Source organism: Streptomyces sp. NPDC000941 (assembly GCF_053599555.1).
Genome location: NZ_JBSFMM010000031.1, coordinates 1 through 17,670 on the forward strand (window position 1 = coordinate 1; position 17,670 = coordinate 17,670).

The 17,670-nt window shown below is 70.6% G+C and carries 13 protein-coding genes; 3 read left to right on the forward strand and 10 right to left on the reverse strand.

Annotated elements, in window-relative coordinates; genetic code table 11:
* Positions 1-1,412, forward strand: a 1,412-nt coding sequence (locus ACWDSL_RS12870) for an ABC transporter substrate-binding protein (RefSeq protein WP_450484615.1), incomplete at its 5' end; no start/stop codon positions are given.
* Here ACWDSL_RS12870 and ACWDSL_RS12875 read toward each other — a convergent pair.
* The 8 genes from ACWDSL_RS12875 to ACWDSL_RS12910 are packed head-to-tail and all read right to left on the reverse strand — an operon-like array spanning position 1,378 to position 11,062.
* Entirely contained in the window at positions 1,378-2,382 is a 1,005-nt protein-coding gene (locus ACWDSL_RS12875) for a DUF5605 domain-containing protein (protein ID WP_450484617.1), read from the reverse strand. The two genes, ACWDSL_RS12870 and ACWDSL_RS12875, sit on opposite strands and share 35 nt — an antisense overlap.
* Positions 2,379-3,779, reverse strand: a complete 1,401-nt coding sequence (locus tag ACWDSL_RS12880; protein ID WP_450484619.1) for a DUF5060 domain-containing protein — start codon at positions 3,777-3,779, stop codon at positions 2,379-2,381. Before ACWDSL_RS12880 ends, ACWDSL_RS12875 begins: the two co-directional genes overlap by 4 nt.
* Positions 3,776-4,852: a sialidase family protein gene (locus tag ACWDSL_RS12885; protein WP_450484621.1), complete on the reverse strand. Its 1,077-nt coding sequence runs from the start codon at positions 4,850-4,852 to the stop codon at positions 3,776-3,778. Before ACWDSL_RS12885 ends, ACWDSL_RS12880 begins: the two co-directional genes overlap by 4 nt.
* The gene (locus ACWDSL_RS12890; protein WP_450484623.1) at positions 4,849-5,880 is read right to left on the reverse strand and encodes an ABC transporter ATP-binding protein; all 1,032 of its coding nucleotides are present in this window, start codon (positions 5,878-5,880) and stop codon (positions 4,849-4,851) included. The genes ACWDSL_RS12885 and ACWDSL_RS12890 overlap by 4 nt, the downstream gene beginning before the upstream one ends.
* Positions 5,877-6,881, reverse strand: coding sequence for an ABC transporter ATP-binding protein (locus ACWDSL_RS12895; RefSeq protein WP_450484625.1), 1,005 nt, complete (start codon positions 6,879-6,881; stop codon positions 5,877-5,879). The genes ACWDSL_RS12890 and ACWDSL_RS12895 overlap by 4 nt, the downstream gene beginning before the upstream one ends.
* Positions 6,882-6,892: 11 nt before the next feature.
* On the reverse strand, positions 6,893-8,026 hold the full coding sequence (locus tag ACWDSL_RS12900) for an ABC transporter permease (protein WP_450484627.1): 1,134 nt from the start codon (positions 8,024-8,026) through the stop codon (positions 6,893-6,895).
* Positions 8,027-8,032: 6 nt separating this feature from the next.
* Entirely contained in the window at positions 8,033-9,040 is a 1,008-nt protein-coding gene (locus ACWDSL_RS12905) for an ABC transporter permease (RefSeq protein WP_450484629.1), read from the reverse strand.
* 12 nt (positions 9,041-9,052) lie between these two features.
* Entirely contained in the window at positions 9,053-11,062 is a 2,010-nt protein-coding gene (locus tag ACWDSL_RS12910) for an ABC transporter substrate-binding protein (RefSeq protein WP_450484631.1), read from the reverse strand.
* 315 nt (positions 11,063-11,377) lie between these two features.
* Between ACWDSL_RS12910 and ACWDSL_RS12915 the strand changes: the two genes are divergently transcribed.
* Positions 11,378-12,106, forward strand: coding sequence for a GntR family transcriptional regulator (locus ACWDSL_RS12915; RefSeq protein ID WP_450484633.1), 729 nt, complete (start codon positions 11,378-11,380; stop codon positions 12,104-12,106).
* 69 nt (positions 12,107-12,175) lie between these two features.
* Positions 12,176-14,104, forward strand: a complete 1,929-nt coding sequence (locus ACWDSL_RS12920; RefSeq protein WP_450484635.1) for a glycoside hydrolase family 127 protein — start codon at positions 12,176-12,178, stop codon at positions 14,102-14,104.
* A gap of 13 nt (positions 14,105-14,117) precedes the next feature.
* On the opposite strand, the gene ACWDSL_RS12925 is transcribed toward ACWDSL_RS12920, so the two are convergent.
* Together ACWDSL_RS12925 and ACWDSL_RS12930 are read right to left on the reverse strand one after the other, a co-directional pair.
* The gene (locus tag ACWDSL_RS12925) at positions 14,118-16,403 is read right to left on the reverse strand and encodes an Ig-like domain-containing protein (RefSeq protein WP_450484637.1); all 2,286 of its coding nucleotides are present in this window, start codon (positions 16,401-16,403) and stop codon (positions 14,118-14,120) included.
* Entirely contained in the window at positions 16,400-17,620 is a 1,221-nt protein-coding gene (locus tag ACWDSL_RS12930) for a carbohydrate ABC transporter substrate-binding protein (RefSeq protein WP_450484639.1), read from the reverse strand. The genes ACWDSL_RS12925 and ACWDSL_RS12930 overlap by 4 nt, the downstream gene beginning before the upstream one ends.
* Positions 17,621-17,670 lie beyond the last annotated feature (50 nt).

The window sequence follows — 17,670 nt, forward strand, 5'->3', positions numbered from 1 at the left end:
CGGTGGCCGGCACCGCGGCCCTGACCGGCACCGCCGCGGCCACGCCGGCTGCTCCGACGCGGGTGCGCCCCACGGCCGCCTCCGCGTCGTCGGGCGCGTCCACCTGCGTCCAGATCCCGAACCGCTACAACAAGCCGTTCGAGGTCTGCGACGACGAACTGTTCGTCTTCATGGCCAACTACAAGCCCTTCGAGAACCCGGGCTTCTTCGACGCGATCATCGGCGACAAGCTCAGGGCCGCGTTCCCCGACCTGAAGATCAAGGCGGTCACCTGGGACTTCCCCATCCGCTACGAGGACCTGGACAAGGCCGGCGTGGTGCCCGACATCATCCTGGAGGACCCGCGCAGACGCATCGACCGCGACCTGGAGCCCCGGGGCTGGGTACGGGACCTCAGCGACGACCTCACGGCCCAGGGCATCGACCTCGGCTCGCTGAACCGGGCTGCGGTCGAGCTGGTCAAGTCCCGTTCGGACGGCGGGGTGTACGGCGTCCCGCTGTTCGTCGACGAGTACGTCCTGTTCCACAACAAGAAGATCTTCGATCTGCGCGGGGTCAGGACCCCGGCGAACGGCATGACGTACGACCAGGCGTACCGCCTCGCCAAGAAGCTGACGTTCGAGCAGGACCTGGTGGCATACAAGGGCTACCTCCAGCATCCCGACCTCTACCTGGAGTTCAACCAGCTCGGGCTCTACCCCTTCCTGCCCACCGGCAGCGAGAATCCGGCGCCCGAGGACATCGAGGTGAACATCACCTCGGCGGGCTGGAACCGGCTCGGCGACAACCTGGAGCGCTTTCTGCTCCTGCCGCACAACATCTTCACCACCGTCGACGACTTCCTGCTGACCGGGCATGTGGCGATGGCCGTGGACAGCCTCTGGAAGCTCAGCGCCTACGCCCTGAGCCCGCTCTACCTCCCCGAGGACGACGCCGACGAGTGGCGCGAGCTGGCGAAGAACATCGACCTCGGCGTCACCTCCCTCCCCGTGCTGGGCGGGGACTCGCGGTCGGTGTACCAGCCGAACACCATCGCCGCGTTCGTGCCGCCCCAGTCGGGCAAGCGCAGGCAGGCCCTCGAGGTCGTGAAGTGGCTGGTGTCGCAGGAGGCGCAGACCGAACTCGCCCGGTACGGCATGAAACCGGCGCTCAGGTCCGACGCCGCCCAGGCCGCGTTCGGTGAGGCGATCCCGGGGCTGGCCGGCGTGGACACCTCGGGCGTCTTCTGGGGGGACAACGCCGTCGTGAAGGGCTACGAGGAGACCGAGTACTGGGACCTCCCGCTGTACATGGTGTTCCGCCAGCATGTGCTCAAGGACGGCCTCGCGGTGCGCTCGGCGCTGAAGGTGACCGAGGCCAAGGACATCCCGGCCTACATCACATCGCAGGCGGCGTCCGGCAAGGACTGGTGACACCAGCAGGTAAGGCCCGGCGGATCCGTAACGCGAGGTACGGCTCCGCCGGGAGTTCCACCTCGAAGCTCCCGGTGTGCGTGGAGTCGAGGGTGCGCACGGTCATGTTCCAGGTGTCGATGACATCCACCCGACAGGGGCCACCGGGCAGTTCGAAGGGGCGGCGCGGATAGCGGTGCGGGCCGAGGTACTGCAGCCAGTACTCCCCCGGCGCCTCCAGGGTCGAGGCGTCGTACGTCTCGGGGGTGTGCGCGAGGCCCTGCGGCGCCTCGTCGAGGATCGAGCGCAGGAAGGCGACGCGGGGCGCGCTCGAACCGCGCAGCCGGCCGCCGTGGTCCTTCCAGGGGCGTGGCCCGTACGCCTCGCCGTGGGCGACGTAGCCGCCCCGGCACACCCCTTCCCAGACGCGGAACACCAGTTCCTCGGCCGACAGCGCGGCATCGGGTTCCGGGTCGTCCCCCTCCGCACCGCAGTCGTCGATGAGCACCGGCTTGCACAGATCCCCGGTGAGCCGTGAGACGGCCCGTACCTGCTGGTGGCGGAGGGAGGCGTGGGTGATCCAGGGGACGCCGAAGTCCGTGTGGACACCGCCGTGCACGGTGAGCGGGTGGTGGCCGCGGTCGTACTCCTGGACGTCGGTCTGCGCCTCGGGGTCCTCCGGGGCGCACCACCATACGTTGGGGTGCCCGGCGAGGCGTTCCACCGTATCCGGGATGTCGCGGCCGTGCAGCATCACCTCGGCCTGCACACCGATGGCGCCCAGGGCGCCGATCTGCTGGTCGAGCCGGTCGAGGGAGAGCGCGGCCGATGCGGTGAGCCGGACCCGGTTGAAGGGGGAGGCCGCCAGGGCGCGGAGGGTGTCGGGGTCGGCCTCGGGGACGGCGGTGGTCCAGGGGTGGAAGGGGGTGCCGTCCGCGTACCGGAAACGCGTTCCGTGGACGCGGACGGGGCCACGCTCAGGGCCTGTCATATCGCCCTCCGCAGGCGCAGTGCCAGGTCGGGGCGGCGGTCCAACGGGACGCGGACCCGTCCGCGATGGACCCCGGGCAGCGGGGTCACGGTCATCTCCCAGGTGTCGACGAGGTCGAGGCGCCAGGGCGCCCCGGTGTCGGGGAGGTCGATGTCGCGGTGGGCGTGGCGCCGGTCGCCGAAGTAGACATAGGTGTCCTCGGGCCCTTCCTCCCGCAGCCGGCGCAGGAAGGCGATCCTCGGCGGGCTGTCGCCGTGCAGCCGGCCGCCGCGCGAGATCCAGGCCGCGTGGTCGGGGTCCTGCTCGGGGTAGCACTCGCCGTGGCCGACGTGGCCGCCCGCGCTCACGCCGTGCCAGAACTGGCGCACCAGCGCGCGCCCGGTGAGGTTGCCCCAGCGGCGGCCGAGCTTCCCCTCGTAGCCGATCTCGTCGAGGACCACGGGCTTGGGGCAGCCGGCCAGCCACCGCGAGGTCTGGGCGGCGTCCCAGTGCTGGATGGACTGGTGGGTGGTCCAGGGCTTGGTGAAGTCGTAGCTGCGCTCGTACTCGTACATGCGGGTGCCGTTGTGGATCGACCGTGGGTGCTGGTAGGGGTCGTGGCGCTGTACGTACTGGCCGATGCGGTCCCAGTCCTCGGTGGTCTTGGCGGTGTTGAAGTCGTACTCGTTGGCGATGGACCACCACACGTTGCGGTACGCGGCGAGGCGGGCGAGGGCGTGGCGGACCAGGGAGAGGTCCTCCTCGCGGGTCATGTTGTCGACGCCCCAGTGGCCCTGGTCGTAGGGGTGGAAGAGGATGATGTCCGCCTCGATGCCCAGGTCGCGCAGGTCGCGTACGCGCCGCTCGAAGTGGGCGAAGAAGGCGGGTTCGAAGCGGGCCGTGTCCAGGGCGCCGGGGGTGCGGCCGGGGAAGGGCAGGCGGGGCGGGTTCATGGCCCGGGTGGGCAGCAGGCACATGCGGACCTTGTTGAACGGCGAGGCGGCGAGGGTGCGCAGGGTCAGCTCCTCCAACTCCTCGTCCTCGTCGTGGGTCCAGTGGTAGCAGGTGGTGCCGAACGGCTCGTACGGGGTGCCGTCGGCGTATCGGAAGCGCCGGGGACCCGCGACCCGGACGGGTCCGTGGTTGCCTGGTCCGGCCGCCACGCACATCAACTCACCGCTGTGCCCGTCCAGTTCGGCGGTGTCGGAGCGCGTGGTGTACGTCCACGGCCCGGTCCGGTCGGGCATGAAGCGGACCCGGTACACCCCTTGGCCGTCGTAGAAGCCGTCGACGCTCACAACACGGTGGCGGTGGCGGAAGTCGGCGCCGAACACCACGTCCCGGTACGGGTTTCCGGTTGATGGCCCGGTCAGCCGCAGTTCGTACACGTCCCACCGCTCGACGCCGCGCGCCGTCACGGGCGGCCGTCCCGGGCCCAGTCCTCCGTCACCGTCAGGTGTTTGATGGTCTTGCGCAGATAGGAGTAGGCGATGTGCAGCAGCCCGTCCCGGGTCTGGATGACGCTGGGGTAGGAGTAGCCGTACTCGTTGTCCCAGTACTCCGTGTCGGCGGTCTGCACATCGCGCCGATGGGGCCAGGTGCGGCCGCCGTCGTCGGACAGGGCGAGCGTGAGCGGGGTGCGCAGGGCCTTCTTCCGCCGCCCGGCGCCCTCCCCGACCCAGCGGTACTCACCGCGCTCCAGGCTCGCGTGGTTGTAGACCAGCGCCAGTGCCCCGCCGCGCAGCCGGATGAGCTGGACGGCGGAGTTGTTGTTGGGCAGCACGGTCCTGGTCGGCGGTGTCCAGGTGCGGCCACCGTCGGTCGACTCGGAGGCGTGGATACGGTCCGCCGCGCGGCTGCGGAACATCGCGAACAGCGACCCGTCGTCCCGTGGCACGGCGGTCAGCTGCACCAGGTGTTCGGCTCCGGGCAGTTCGTGCTCCTTCCAGCTCCCGCCCCCGTCCTCGCTGAGCAGCACGGTGCTGCGCTCCCCCGAGCGCCGGCACCGGTAGCCGGGCAGCAGCCAGGTGCCGTCGTCGAGGGTCAGCGGCGGATTGCGGACGAAGACACCGGGCCCCTCCAGCAGGACGCGTGGCGGGCTCCAGGCGCGGCCCCGGTCTGCGGACGTACGGGCGATCAGGCGGGCGGTGGTCTGGTCGTGGGGTTCGTTGGACGGGTGGAAGAGCCAGACGGTGCCGTCGGGCCGCTGGGTGAGCACCGGGTTCTGCTCGGAGCGGCCGGGGTCGGCGGACAGCGGCACCGGGGTGGTCCAGCGGTCGGATCCGAGGGGCAGCCGCGAGAGGACGACATTGGTGTCCCGGTCGCCCTCCTGCGGGCCGTTGAACCAGGTGCACAGCAGATCGCCGTCGTCGAGTTCCAGGAGATTGGCGGCGTGGCTGTCGCCGGGGTGGGCCACCGGCAGCAGCGCCTCGCGCACCCTCCCGTCGTGCGCCGAGAGCCGTACGACACCGTCGAACCGCGGGTCGCTCATGTGCCGTGCACTCCTTTCAGGTTGAGCCCTGCGGCGAAGTGGCAGGACACCGCCCGGCCCGGCGCCACCTCGCGCAGGGCGGGCACCTCGGTGCGGCAGGGGTCCTGGGCGTAGCGGCAGCGCGGGTGGAACGGGCAGCCGGGCGGCACCCGCGACGGGTCGGCCACCTCGCCGCGCAGCACGATGCGCTCACGGCGGCGCGCGCCCGGGTCCGGGTCGGGGACGGCAGACAGCAGTGCCTCGGTGTAGGGGTGCAGGGGCCGCTCGTACAGATCGTCGGTGGCGCCGGTCTCGATCACCTTGCCCACGTACATCACGGCCACCTCGTCGGCCATGTACTCCACCACGCCCAGGTCGTGCGAGATGAAGAGGTAGGTGAGGTCTGACTCCTCCTGGAGGTCCTTCAGCAGATTGAGGATCTGGGCGCGCACTGACACGTCCAGCGCGCTCACCGCCTCGTCGGCGACCACCAGCCGGGGCCCGGGCGCCAGCGCCCGGGCGATGCCGACGCGCTGCCGCTGGCCTCCGCTGAAGGCGTTGGGGTAGCGGCGCAGATACTCGGGGGGCAGGCCGACGCGGCGCAGCAGTTCGGCGACCCGCTCCTCGATCTCGGCGGTCCGCAGTCCGAGGTTGGCCCTGAGGGGTTCGCCGACGATCTGGAGCAGGGTCATCCGCGGGTTGAGCGAGGCGTACGGGTCCTGGAAGACGAGCCGGATCTCGTTGCGGTACGGCTTGAGGGCCCGCTCGCCGAGCGCCGCCAGGTCGACGGGGTCGCCGCCACCGCGCGGGTGGTAGCGGATCTGCCCGGAGGTGGGCTCGTGGACCCTGAGCAGACAGCGGCCCAGGGTGCTCTTGCCGCAGCCTGACTCCCCGACCAGCGCGACGGTGCGACCCGCCGGCATACGCAGGTCGATGCCGTCGACGGCGCGTACGTGGCCGACGGTGCGGCCGAGCAGCCCGCGGCGGATGGGGAAGTGTTTGGTCAGGCCGTGGACCCCCAGGAGGGTGGGGCCCGGCTGTGTGGTCATGCGCGGGTCTCCTCGTACAGCAGGCACCTCACGGCGCGCGCGGCCTCGGGGCCGGTGATCGGCGGCGGCACCGTCACATCGCAGCGCCCGGCCATGAACTCCTCGCAGCGCGGATGGAACGGACAGCCGTCCGGGCGCCGGGAGGGCGGCGGCACCATGCCGCGTACGGGCCGCAGCCGTTCCCGGGGCCGGGCGCCGAGCCGGGGCACGGATCGCAGCAGGGCCTTGGTGTACGGATGGCCGGGCCGGCGGAACACGTCCGCGAGGTCGCCGTGTTCGACGACCGTGCCCAGATACATCACGGCGATACGGTCGGCCAGCTGTGCCGCGACCCCGAGGTCGTGGGTGATGAGCATGAGCGCCATGCCCGTGTCCCGCTGGAGGGAGCGCAGCAGATCGAGGATCTGGGCCTGTGTGGTGACGTCGAGCGCGGTGGTCGGTTCATCGGCGATGAGCAGTTCGGGGCCGCAGGAGAGGGCCATCGCGATCATGGCGCGCTGGAGCATGCCGCCGCTCATCTGGAAGGGGTATTCGTCGATGCGCCGTTCGGGGGCGGGGATGCCGACCCGGCCGAGGAGTTCGACGGTCCGCGCGCGGGCCTCGGCCTTGGTGACCGGTTCGTGCAGCAGGATGGCCTCGGCGATCTGGTCGCCGAGGGTGTGCATCGGGCTCATGGACGTCATGGGCTCCTGGAAGACCATGGCGACGCGCGCGCCGCGGATGGACCGCACGGTGCGGCCGTCGGCGGTCAGCACATCGGCCCACCCGGTGTCCGTGCGGACCCGGACCTGACCGCCGACGATACGGCCGGGCCGGTCGACCAGCCGCAGCACGGAGCGGGCCATGACGCTCTTGCCGCAGCCGGACTCGCCGACGACCGCGACCACCTCGCCGCGCCGGATATCCAGGTCCACGCCGTCGACGGCCCGTACCACTCCGTCCTCGAGCTCGAAATGGGTGCGCAGGTCCCTGATCTCGAGGATCGTCTCGGCGGCTGCCACCACGAGCGCTCCTAACTCTTGTACGGGTCGGCGGCGTCCCGCAGCCCGTCGCCGACGAAGTTCATGGCAAGGACGGTGATGACGACCGCCACCCCGGGGAGCAGCAGCCATGGCGCGGTCTCCACCGTGCGGACGTTCTGGGCTTCCTGGAGCAGCACGCCCCAGCTGACGGCCGGGGACTGGAGGCCGAGGCCGAGGAAACTCATCGCGGTCTCGCCGAGGATCATCGCCGGTACGGCCATGGTGAGCGAGGCGATGACATGGCTGGACATGGACGGCACCATGTGACGGAAGATGATCCGGCCGCGCCCGCAGCCGTCGAGGCGGGCGGCGATCACGAAGTCCTCCTCGCGCAGGGAGAGGAACCGGCCGCGCACGACCCGCGCCAGGCCCGTCCAGCCGATCACCGACAGGATGGTGGTGATCGCGAAGTACCGCATCAGCGGACCCCAGTCGGGGGGCACGGCGGCGGAGAGGGCGAGCCAGAGCGGCAGGGTGGGGATGGCCATCAGGAATTCGATGATGCGCTGGATGACGGTGTCGGCCGCGCCCCCGAAGTAGCCGGAGATCCCGCCGAAGAGGAGTCCCAGCAGAAAGCTGACGGCGACGCCGATGAGGCCGATGGAGAGCGAGACCCGTGAGCCGTGGATGATCCGGGACAGCAGATCGCGGCCGGCCCGGTCGGTGCCCAGGAGATACACCTTCTGGCCGGGGTCCGCGGGGCCGATGAGGTGCCGGTCCCACGGGATGATCCCCCACAGGCGGTAGTCGTCTCCGCGGGCGAAGAGCCGCAGCGGGATGCGCTTGTCGTGGTCGATGGTGTGGATCTGCTCGAAGGTCTCCGGATCGCGTTCGGTGCGGAAGCCGTTGACGTACAGCTGGAGGCCGTCGTCCCAGCTGAAGTCCACCTTCACGATCTGCGGCGGAGCGTAGGTATGACGCTCGTCGGCGGCGCTCGGGGACCCGGGGGCCAGGAATTCGGCGAAGGCGACGACGAGATAGGCGCACAGCACGACGACCGCCCCGGCCACCGCCAGCTTGTGTCTGCGGAACTTCCGCCACACCAGGCGCCATGGGGAGGCGCGGCCGGGTTCCGGAGCGCGGCCGTCGGCGCCCGGTGTGGCGTGCTTGGTTCGCCTCGACATGGGCCCTCACCCGCCCCCGCCCTCGTAGCGATGCCGGATCCTGGGATCCCACCAGGCGAGTACGAGGTCGCTCACCAGGGTCCCGATGACGGTGAGTGTGGAGAGGATCAGCACGAAGCTGCCGACCAGGTACATGTCCTGGTTCTCCACTCCGCTCAGCAGCAGCGGCCCGGTGGTGGGCAGGCTCATCACGATGGAGATGATGGTCTCGCCGCTGATCAGGCCGGGCAGCAGCCATCCGACGGTGCTGAAGAACGGGGAGAGCGACATCCGCACCGGGTATTTGAGCAGGAGTTTCCACTCCGGCATGCCCTTGGCGCGGGCCGCCACGACGTAAGGCTTGTAGAGCTCGTCCAGCAGATTGGCGCGGGTGGTGCGGATCAGCCCGGCCGTCCCGGACATGCCGATGATGAGGATCGGCAGCCATAGGTGGCCCATCAGGTCCAGCAGCTTGCCCAGGTTCCAGGCGGCGTCCTGGTACTCGGGCGAGAACAGCCCACCGGGGCTCTGGCCGAAGTAGCGCATCCCGACCCACATGAGGACGAGCGCGAGCAGGAATTCGGGGACGGCCATCCCGATGAAGCCGAGGAAGGTGGCGAGATAGTCACCGGCCGAGTACTGCCGTACGGCGGAGTAGATGCCGATCGGGAAGGCGACCGCCCACACCAGCAGCAGCGTGGACAGGGAGAGGAAGAAGGACAGGCCGACCCGGTCCCAGATCAGATCCGAGACCGGGCGGTTGTTCCAGGCGAAGGCCTGTCCGAAGTCGCCATGGAAGAGGATGTTCGAGATCCACTTCCAGTACTGGGCAAGGAATGGCTGATCGAGTCCGTACCGCTGGCGCAGCCCGATCAGTTCCGCGTCGCTCATGAGCTCGCCGCGGTTCTCCGCCTCGGCCTGGAGGGTCGCGACATAGTCGCCGGGCGGCAGGCTGATGATGAAGAACGAGGCGAGCGAGACGGCCCAGAGGGTCAGGACCATCAGCAGCAGTCGGCGGGTGAGGAAGGACAGCATGTCGGCGGTCCGTCACGCCTTGCCGGAGATGAAGTACGTCGAGGGATTGCTGGGCCCCGGCGCCTGGTGTATCACGGCCCCGCTGAACTTCCTGGGCACGTTGTGGACGTTCTTCTTGACGATGCCGTATTCGGCGGGCGGGGTGGAGATGCCGAGGTAGTAGAACTGGTCCTTGGTGATGGCCAGGACCCGCCGGGCGAGGGCGAGCGCCCGATCCGAATCGAAGGTGAACCGCATCTGGTCGAAGAGATCCAGCTGCTTTTCGATCTCGGCGGGCGGCCTTTCGCCGTCCTTCCCGTTGCGGGTGTACCACCTGGCCCAGGCGCCGCCGTAGCGTGAGGAACCACGGGGGTTGGTGGGCAGGTAGTAGTGGTCCCCGCCCGGGCCGGTGCGCAGGTCGAAGGGGCCCCCGGCCCAGGTGGCGGCCTCCGACGCGCCGGCCTCGACGCGCTCCCAGTACAGCGTCTCCGCGACCCGCTGGATATTGGCGTCGACCCCGACCTTCTTCCAGTCGGTGCGGATCAGGTCGAGCGCGTCCACATGGTCGGGCATATCGGAGATGACCAGCACATTGAACGTGACGGGGGCGCCGTCCGCGGTGCGTCTGATGCCGTCGCCGCCGCGCCGGGTCAGCCCGGCCCGGTCCAGGGCCTCGTTGGCCTTGTCGATGTCGTACTCGGTGTACTGGCTGCCCAGTTCCTCGTCGAAGAGTTCGTTGCCGGGGAGCGGGGCGCACTGCCAGGGGCGGCCCTGACCGCCGTAGAAGGTGTCGATGATCTTCTGGCGGTTGATCGCGTACGACAGGCCGATCCGGAAGTCCTTGGTGGCGAACAGCGCGCGCTTGGCCTTGTCGGGGTGGGTCTGGTTAAAGCCGATGATCATGGTGTTCACCAGGTCCGGGGCGATCTCGATCAGTTCGTAGCCGCCCTTGCTCCGGTTGCGGGCGACCACCGGCTTGTTGCGGACCGTGCCGAAGTTGTAGAGCTGCATGCCGAGGTCGCCATTGGACACCTTCAACACCTCGACCTCGACGTCCTGCACCACATCGACGATGACCTTGTCGATATACGGCAGCTGGCTGCCGTCCGGGTCCACCTGCCAGTAGTAGGGGTTGCGCTCGGCGATCACGCTGCTGCCCTTGCCGACCGCGTTTCTGGCCACCCACGGGTTGAGGGTGGGCAGGTCCGGGTTGGCCCAGGGGTCCGCCTGGATGACCATGTAGTCGATCCAGCTGTTCTGGCCCGCCTTCTTGGCCAGGGCCTGGGCGCCGTCGTTGTGCCCCGCGTGGAACTTCTTCAGATAGTGGGCGGGCAGCACCATCGTCACACCGGAGGTGCCGGCGATCTCCTCCAGGAAGCCGGCCTTGGGCTCCTCGTACACATAGCGCACGGTGAGGTCGTCGACCTTCTCGAAACGGGCGGGGCGGCCGGACTTCGACAGCCACAGCTCATAGACGCCCGCGGTGTGCATCTCCTTGTCGGCGTTGAAGTCGGCGAAGGCGAAGGCGAAGTCATCGGTGGTGACGGGCTTACCGTCGGACCACTTCAGGCCCTTGCGCAGATGGAAGACGAACTCCCTGCCGCCGCCGCGCACTTCGTACTTCTCGCAGACGTTCGGCAGGATCTCCGTACGGGCCACTCCCCGCCACTCGGGCGCCCAGCGCACCAGCGGCTCGTATCCCATGCTGTAGCGCAGCCAGTTCATGTCCTCCTGGGTGAGCATCGCCGAATGCCAGGTGCCGCCGTAGACACCGGTCTTCTCCAGCGGTGTCACCTCGCGGGGCTTGTCGGGCAGGCGCTCGGCCACCGGGGGCAGGTCGCCCGCGTCGACCCGCTTCTTCAGCGAGGGCGCCTCCTTGCCCTTCTTCCCCTCCGACTCGCCGTTGTCGGCATCCGTCTCGAAGAATCCGCAGCCGGGCAGGCCGGCCACCGCCAGCATGCCGACACCGGCGCGCAGCAGGGCGCGTCGATCGAGAGTGGCGGCGCGGTACCGGGTGGCCCCGGGGGTACGTTCGGGAGTCATCTCCACGCTCCAGAGAGTCCACGGGGTGGGATTCCGGTTGGCATTCCAGATGGCATTCCAGTGCGGACCGATCCACCGCGCCTCACGCCGTCGTGATACGGGACGGCCGAGCCGATGTTCCCGTGCAGCAGGCTCTGGGCGGATGCTTCAAGGGGCATGTCGGTGGTATGCCATGAGTTTGTTGGCGGCCTGATGGAGCGTCAACCCCCCTCGCAGGAGTATTTCTTTGCCTCCGCCGACCCGCAGACGCCCGGTCTACCAGCGGCATACCATAGGGGTGGCACATCGTTCGGGAGTGGGAACAGGGGAGGCGGCATGATCCGACCGCGAGCGGCGGGGGCCCGCGAGGCGGAGTCACCGGCTCCGGAGCCCGGCCCCGCCGAGAGCCTGGAGACCCGGGCCCGCACGGCGATCGTGGAGTGGCTGACCAAGGAGAACCCGGCGCCCGGCCAGGCCGTTCCGGTGCGGGAGTTCGCCCGCCGCCTCGGCATGAGCCGCACCCCGGTGCGCAGCGCGGTCGGCCGGCTCTACGAGCGCGGTCTGCTGGCGTACGACGCCTCGGTCGGCTTCACCGTCGCCATACCCTCCCTGTCGAGCCTGTACGAGCTCTTCGAGCTGCGGCTGATGCTGGAGTCGCATAGCCTGCGGCTGTTCGCCGAGCGCACGGACCGCCAGGTCCCGGCCCGGCTGCGGGAGCTCGTGGACGAGGCGGCGGAGCTGGCCCGGCTGTCCCTGGAGGACCCCAGCCGCTATGGGGAGTTCCGGGAGAACGACGCCCGTTTCCACCGCGAGCTCGTCCGTCTTGGCAGCCTCCCCATGCTGCTGGAGCTCCACGACGATCTGCATCTGAGCCTTCATGTGACCCGGGCCGGCATGGAGGCGCCGATCACCGCCTCCCGGCTGGACATGGCCGTCGCGGAGCACCGCGCCGTGGTCGACGCGCTGGAGGGCGGCGACCGGACGCGGGCCAGGGATCTGCTGGAGGCGCATATCCTGCGGGTCCGCGACCAGATGATCGCCTTCCTCGCCCGGCCCCGCATGTAGCGCTCCGCCCTCCGTTCAGGCCTCGCGCAAAGCCCTCACGCCAAGCCCTCTTACGCCCAGGAGGCACCCGTGGACGGCCCCGTACTCCCCTCCCCCGGCGCGCGTACGGCACACCGCCCGCCGCACGGCGGGCGGATCCGCGTGACGGACGGCCTGTGGCGGCTGTGGCAGCGGGTCAACCGCGGCAGCAGCGTGCCGCTGGCCCTGCACTGGCTGGAGAAGTCCGGCGCCCTGGCCAATCTGCGCATCGCCGCGGGCGAGGAGCAGGGCGCCTACCGCGGGCCCGTGTACGCGGACTCCGATGTGCACAAGATGCTGGAGACGGTGGCCTGGGAGCTCCAGGCGGGCCCGGAGGACACGCTGGCCGGGTTCCTCTCCCGTACCACCGGGCTGCTGGAGCGGGCCCAGCGGGACGACGGCTACCTCGACTCGTACTACCAGGTGGCCGAGGTCGGAGGCCGCTACGGCCGGCTGGTCGACAGCCACGAGCTGTACTGCGCCGGCCATCTTTTCCAGGCCGCCGTGGCCGCCCACCGCGCCACCGGGGATGGACAACTGCTCGCGGTGGCGCGGCGGTGCGCCGACCACCTGTGCGCGGTGTTCCTCGAGGACCCCGGGCCCGGGCTTGACGGCCACCCCGAGGTGGAGACGGCGCTCGTGGAGCTGTTCCGGACCACCGCCGATGTGCGGTATCTGACCCTGGCGGCGCGGCTGGTGGAGCGGCGCGGACACGGCCTGGTGGGGCGCCACAAACACGGGGCGCGGCACCGTCTCGACCACCTTCCGGTCCGCACGGCACCGGCGGTGACCGGGCATGTCGTCCGGGCACTGTACCTGGAGGCCGGGGCCGTGGACGTGGCCGTGGAGACGGGCGACGACACACTGCTCCAGGCGTCGGCCGCCCGCTGGGAGGACATGGCGGCGACCCGGACGTCACTGACCGGCGGTCTTGGCTCACGCCAGGTCGGGGAGGTGTTCGGCGAGCGCTACGAGCTGCCGCCCGACCTGTCGTACAACGAGACCTGCGCGTCGGCGGCGAGCATCCAGTGGAGCCGGCGGCTGCTGCTGGCCACCGGCGAGGGGCGCTACGCCGATCTGGTCGAGCGCACCCTGTACAACGCCTTCGCGGCGGCCCGCTCGCTGGACGGACGGAAGTACTACAAGGGCAATCCGCTGCAGCGGCGCCCCGACCACGCGGAGGCGGTCGGCGATCCACGCAGCCGCGACGAGTGGTTCTACTCCGCCTGCTGTCCGCCGTCGGTCACCCGGCTGGTGGCCTCGCTCCCCCACTACGCCGCGACCACGGCGGGGGACACGCTCTTCCTCCATCTGTACGCGCCGATGGACCTGTCCTACGCCCACGCGGGTGGCACGGTGGGGCTGCGGATCGACACCGACTATCCGTGGCACGGGACGGTCACCGTCACCGTGGAGCACGCGCCGGCCGGCGAGTGGGCGCTGGGGCTGCGGATTCCGCCGTGGAGTACGCGGACGTGGCTGACCGAGCCGGGCGGCGCGCGAGAGCCGGTGGCCGGCGACGCACAGGGGCGGGTGGTCGTCAGGCGGCGCTGGCGGGCCGGGGAGCGGGTGGTGCTGGAGCTGGACATGGCGCCGCGGCTCACCGTGCCGCATCCGAGGATCGACGCGGTGCGCGGCTGTGCGGCCATGGAGCGGGGGCCGCTGGTGTACTGCTTCGAGCAGCTGGACCAGCCTGCGGACACGCTGGTGGACGAGCTGGCGCTGCGCGCGGACACCGCGCTGCGGGTACGGGACGAGGCGGACCTGCCGGGTCTTGGCCGTACGGTGATGATCGAGGCGGACGCGGTCGCCGTCACCGGCCCGCACGAGGCGGGGCTCCCGTACCGCACCCACGGCGCCGTCGATACGCGCCGGCCCACCACCGCCACCGCGGTGCCCTACTTCCAGTGGGACAACCGCGGTGACGGCGCGATGCGGGTGTGGGTGCCGCTGGACGAGAGCGGCGCGGTAAATACTTGATTCAGTTGCTGATTCAGTTGTTGATGCGGACCTTGCTGAACTTCGCCGTCGGGTAGTGCGCGACGGCGTTCGCCTCCTTGTTGCCCTCCACCACCAGCCCCGCGTAGACCCGTGGCCCCATGGGGACGCGCTCGTAGCCGACGCGTGTCCACTGGAGGGAGTCCGGCGAGACCTCGGCCGTGAACTCGTCCCCGCGCAGGGTGATACGCAGCCAGTACGGCTTGTTGCTGAGCATCTCGTCCTCCTCCCACGGGTAGTTGCCGACGTTCATCTCCGTGCCGTGGGAGTGCATACGCTTGGCGGTGGCCTTGATGCCGCCGTTCGCGATGTAGATGCCCATGAGGCAGAACGGGGAGTCGGGCGTCAGGTCCTCGCGGATCATGATTCCGGCGAGGACGTCCTGGTACACCACGCTGATCGAGTCCAGGCGTGCGATGAGCTCGACGACCTCGTCGTCGGGGGCGTCGATGGCCCGGTACACGAAGTGACAGGAGTCCTGACGGCCCTTGATCTTTCCGGAGCCGCACACGGTGAACACCCCGCCGTCCAGCGCCGCGGCCCCCGCGATGGGCACCGCCCCGATGTCGACCGCCGTCCAGGGCGCCACCGAGGTGGAGCGGTTGACGTGGACGGGCACCATGCTCGATGTGGTGGCGGTGCCGGTGCTGTCGGTGGCGCGGGCGGTGAGGTGGTGGGTGCCGGCGGGGGCGCCCTGCCAGACGATCTCGTGCGGGGCGGCGGTGGTTTCGCCGAGCTTCTTGTCGTCGGCGTAGAAGGCGACTGAGGCGATGTTCGCGCCGTCTGCCGCGGTGGCGGTGGCGCGGATGGTGAGGTCGCTGGTGCCGCCGTCACTGGCGAAGATCTGGTCGATGGCCGGGGCGGTGAGGGCGACGGCCGGGTTCGGGGCGCCGGTGGGCCCGATGGAGTTCAGATAGAGCTCCAGGTTGCTGTAGCCGGTGTCCGGGTCGATGGCCCGGCCGTCCGCCGGGTCGTCGGGGTCGAGGCCGTGTGCGCGCTCCCAGTCGTCGGGGATGCCGTCGTGGTCGCTGTCCTTGGGAGGGTCGGCGGAGGTGAGCGGCACCGGGCCGCCCACCTCCTTCTGCGAGTTGATGCTGCGTCCGGTGCCCTTGCGGACATCGTTGACCAGCCGCGCGTCGATCGCGTCCCGGCGCGGCAGGATGGCCCCGGCGCCCGCCAGGACCGCCTTGTACGCCTGTTTCGGGGTCTGTTCCTCGATGGGGCTGGGGAAGGCCACCGGCTCGTCCAGCAGGGTGGCGCCACCGGGCGGGAAGCGGACGCCGAGCCGGTTGTCGGCGGTGACCTTGCGGTGTCCCTCGATGAGGTTGCCGTCGACGTACCAGATCCCGCCGCGGTTGGGGGCGATGATGACGGGCGCGATCTCGGCGACGGTGTTCGGACCCGGCTTGTAGTAGTTGCCGACGATGTTGATGCCGTCGGCCCACTCGCCGCCGTACGCAGAGGTGTAGCCGTAGTTGTAGATCACGTTGTTGCGGTGGTCGGCCTTGAGGGCCATGTCCTCGACAAAGCTGAACCGCGGGTTGCGACCGCCGTTGTGGACCAGCAGGTTGTGGTGGTACGTGACGTTGTCGCCGCCCCACAGCCCGCCGTAGCCGTGTCGTCCCTTCTCGTGCGCGGACATGGTCAGCCCCTCGGCGATGACGCACCACTGCATCGTCACGTTCTCGTTGCCGTACGGCGAGCACACCTCGTCGACCGCCCAGCTGAACGAGCAGTGGTCGAGGATGACGTTCTCGCAGCGCTCCATGCCGAAGGTGTCGATGGGGGTGCCGAGGGTGTCCGTGCCCCGGAACCGCAGATGGCGCAGGATGATGTTGCCGACGTCTTTGATCTTGGTTTCGTTGCCGACGACGCAGATGCCGTCGCCGGGCGCGGTCTGGCCGGCGATGGTGAGGTTCGACCCGGTGATGTCCAGGCCGCCCCCCAGTTCGATGGTGCCGGAGACCCGGAAGACGATGGTGCGGTCGCTGCCGGACACCGCCTCGCGCAGCGAGCCGGGACCGGCGTCGGCGAGCGTGGTGACCTCGTAGACCTCGCCGCCGCGGCCACCGCTGGCGTATCTGCCCCCGCCCTCGGCCCCGGGGAAGGCCAGGACGCCGTCCACGGCGTCGGCGGCCGCGGCGAGCTTGTCGTCCGCCCGCGCCGAAGGCGTCCACAGTGCGGCGGCGCCCAGCAGCGCGCCGGTGCCGGCCACGAACGCGCGCCGGGCCAGCGGCCGCGCCCCGTCCCGTGGCGCCTCCCGTCTGTTTCCTTCGCTCATGTCCCGTTTCCCTTCGGTCGCAGCAAGTGGTCAGGTCGCCGTGTCCGGTCGCGGAAGCTCTCGTTGAGTTCGGTCAGCAGCCTTCCGAGTGGCCGCCCGTCGGCCAGCCCTTCGCGCAGCAGCCGGGAGGCGGACCGCTGGAAGTCCGGATAGCCGGCGGCGCGCGGGCGCACCCAGGCGTGTTCGACGGTGGCGAGGGTGGCGCGGTAGAAACCGCCCCAGCGGCTGTTGGTGCGCGGGTCCAGCCAGGCGGCGCGGTCGGACGGCTGGCCGCCGGTCACCGGAAACAGCTCGCACTGCACCGGTTCGGCGAGCAGCCGCCGCAGATGGTCGCGGATGGCCTCGCGCACCAGCGGGTCGTCGGTCCGGCGGCGCGAAACGGCGAGCCCGGCGCCGCCGAGCACACTGCCCGGCCGTCCTCCGGGATAGTGGGCCGGGGCGTCGGCGAAGGTGAGCGGGTACGGTCCCGACTGTGTGGCGGGGGCGTAGCCGTACACCAGCGGACAGTAGGCGGGCCCCTCGGCGGAGGCCATCGCGGCCAGCAGCCCCACCGGGCCGAGCCGCCACAGCCGCGGGTCGCCGCGCGCCAGCAGCCGGGCCATGGTGTCCAGAGCAGCCCCGCCCGTCTCCCGCGAGACGAACTCCGGTCCGCGGCCCGGCTCCTCCCCCAGCGCCACGCACAGCGCGCAGAACGTGAGCAGGGCGTGCGGGCCGCCCAGGCAGAGGGTCAGCGGGACGGGCAGCGTCAGCACCTCGTCCCAGGTCCGCGGCATCGGGTGGTCTGCCATCAGATCGGGGCGGGCCGCGGCGACCTGGGCCGCGGCGTCCAGCGGCAGCGCCCAGAGCCGGCCGTCGAGCACATGGCTCTCGTAGCAGGCGCCGACGGTACGGCCGCGCCAGTGTTCCAGCTGGGCCGTGGGGAACAGGTCGTCCATCGCCACCAGACATCCGGCCTCCACCGCGGCGCCGAGGCCGATGTGTTCGACGACCAGGAGATCGTAGTCACCGGCGAGGCCGTCGATCGGCGCCGTCTCGAAGGCGGCCGGTGGCTGCCGGTCCCAGCGCAGTGGCAGACCGACGGTCTCGCAGCCGGGCGGGACGGCGGCGTCCAGCCGGGCCAGTTCCTCCAGCGGCGCGTAGCCGCGCGGGTGGTCCCAGGTCAGTCCGCGCAGCTCGTCCGTCACGGCGGGCGGCGAGCCGGTCGGCATGATGTCCATGTCATCTCCTGACGGGCGTGGGCCGGGGCCCGCCGGGCCGCTCGCAAGGG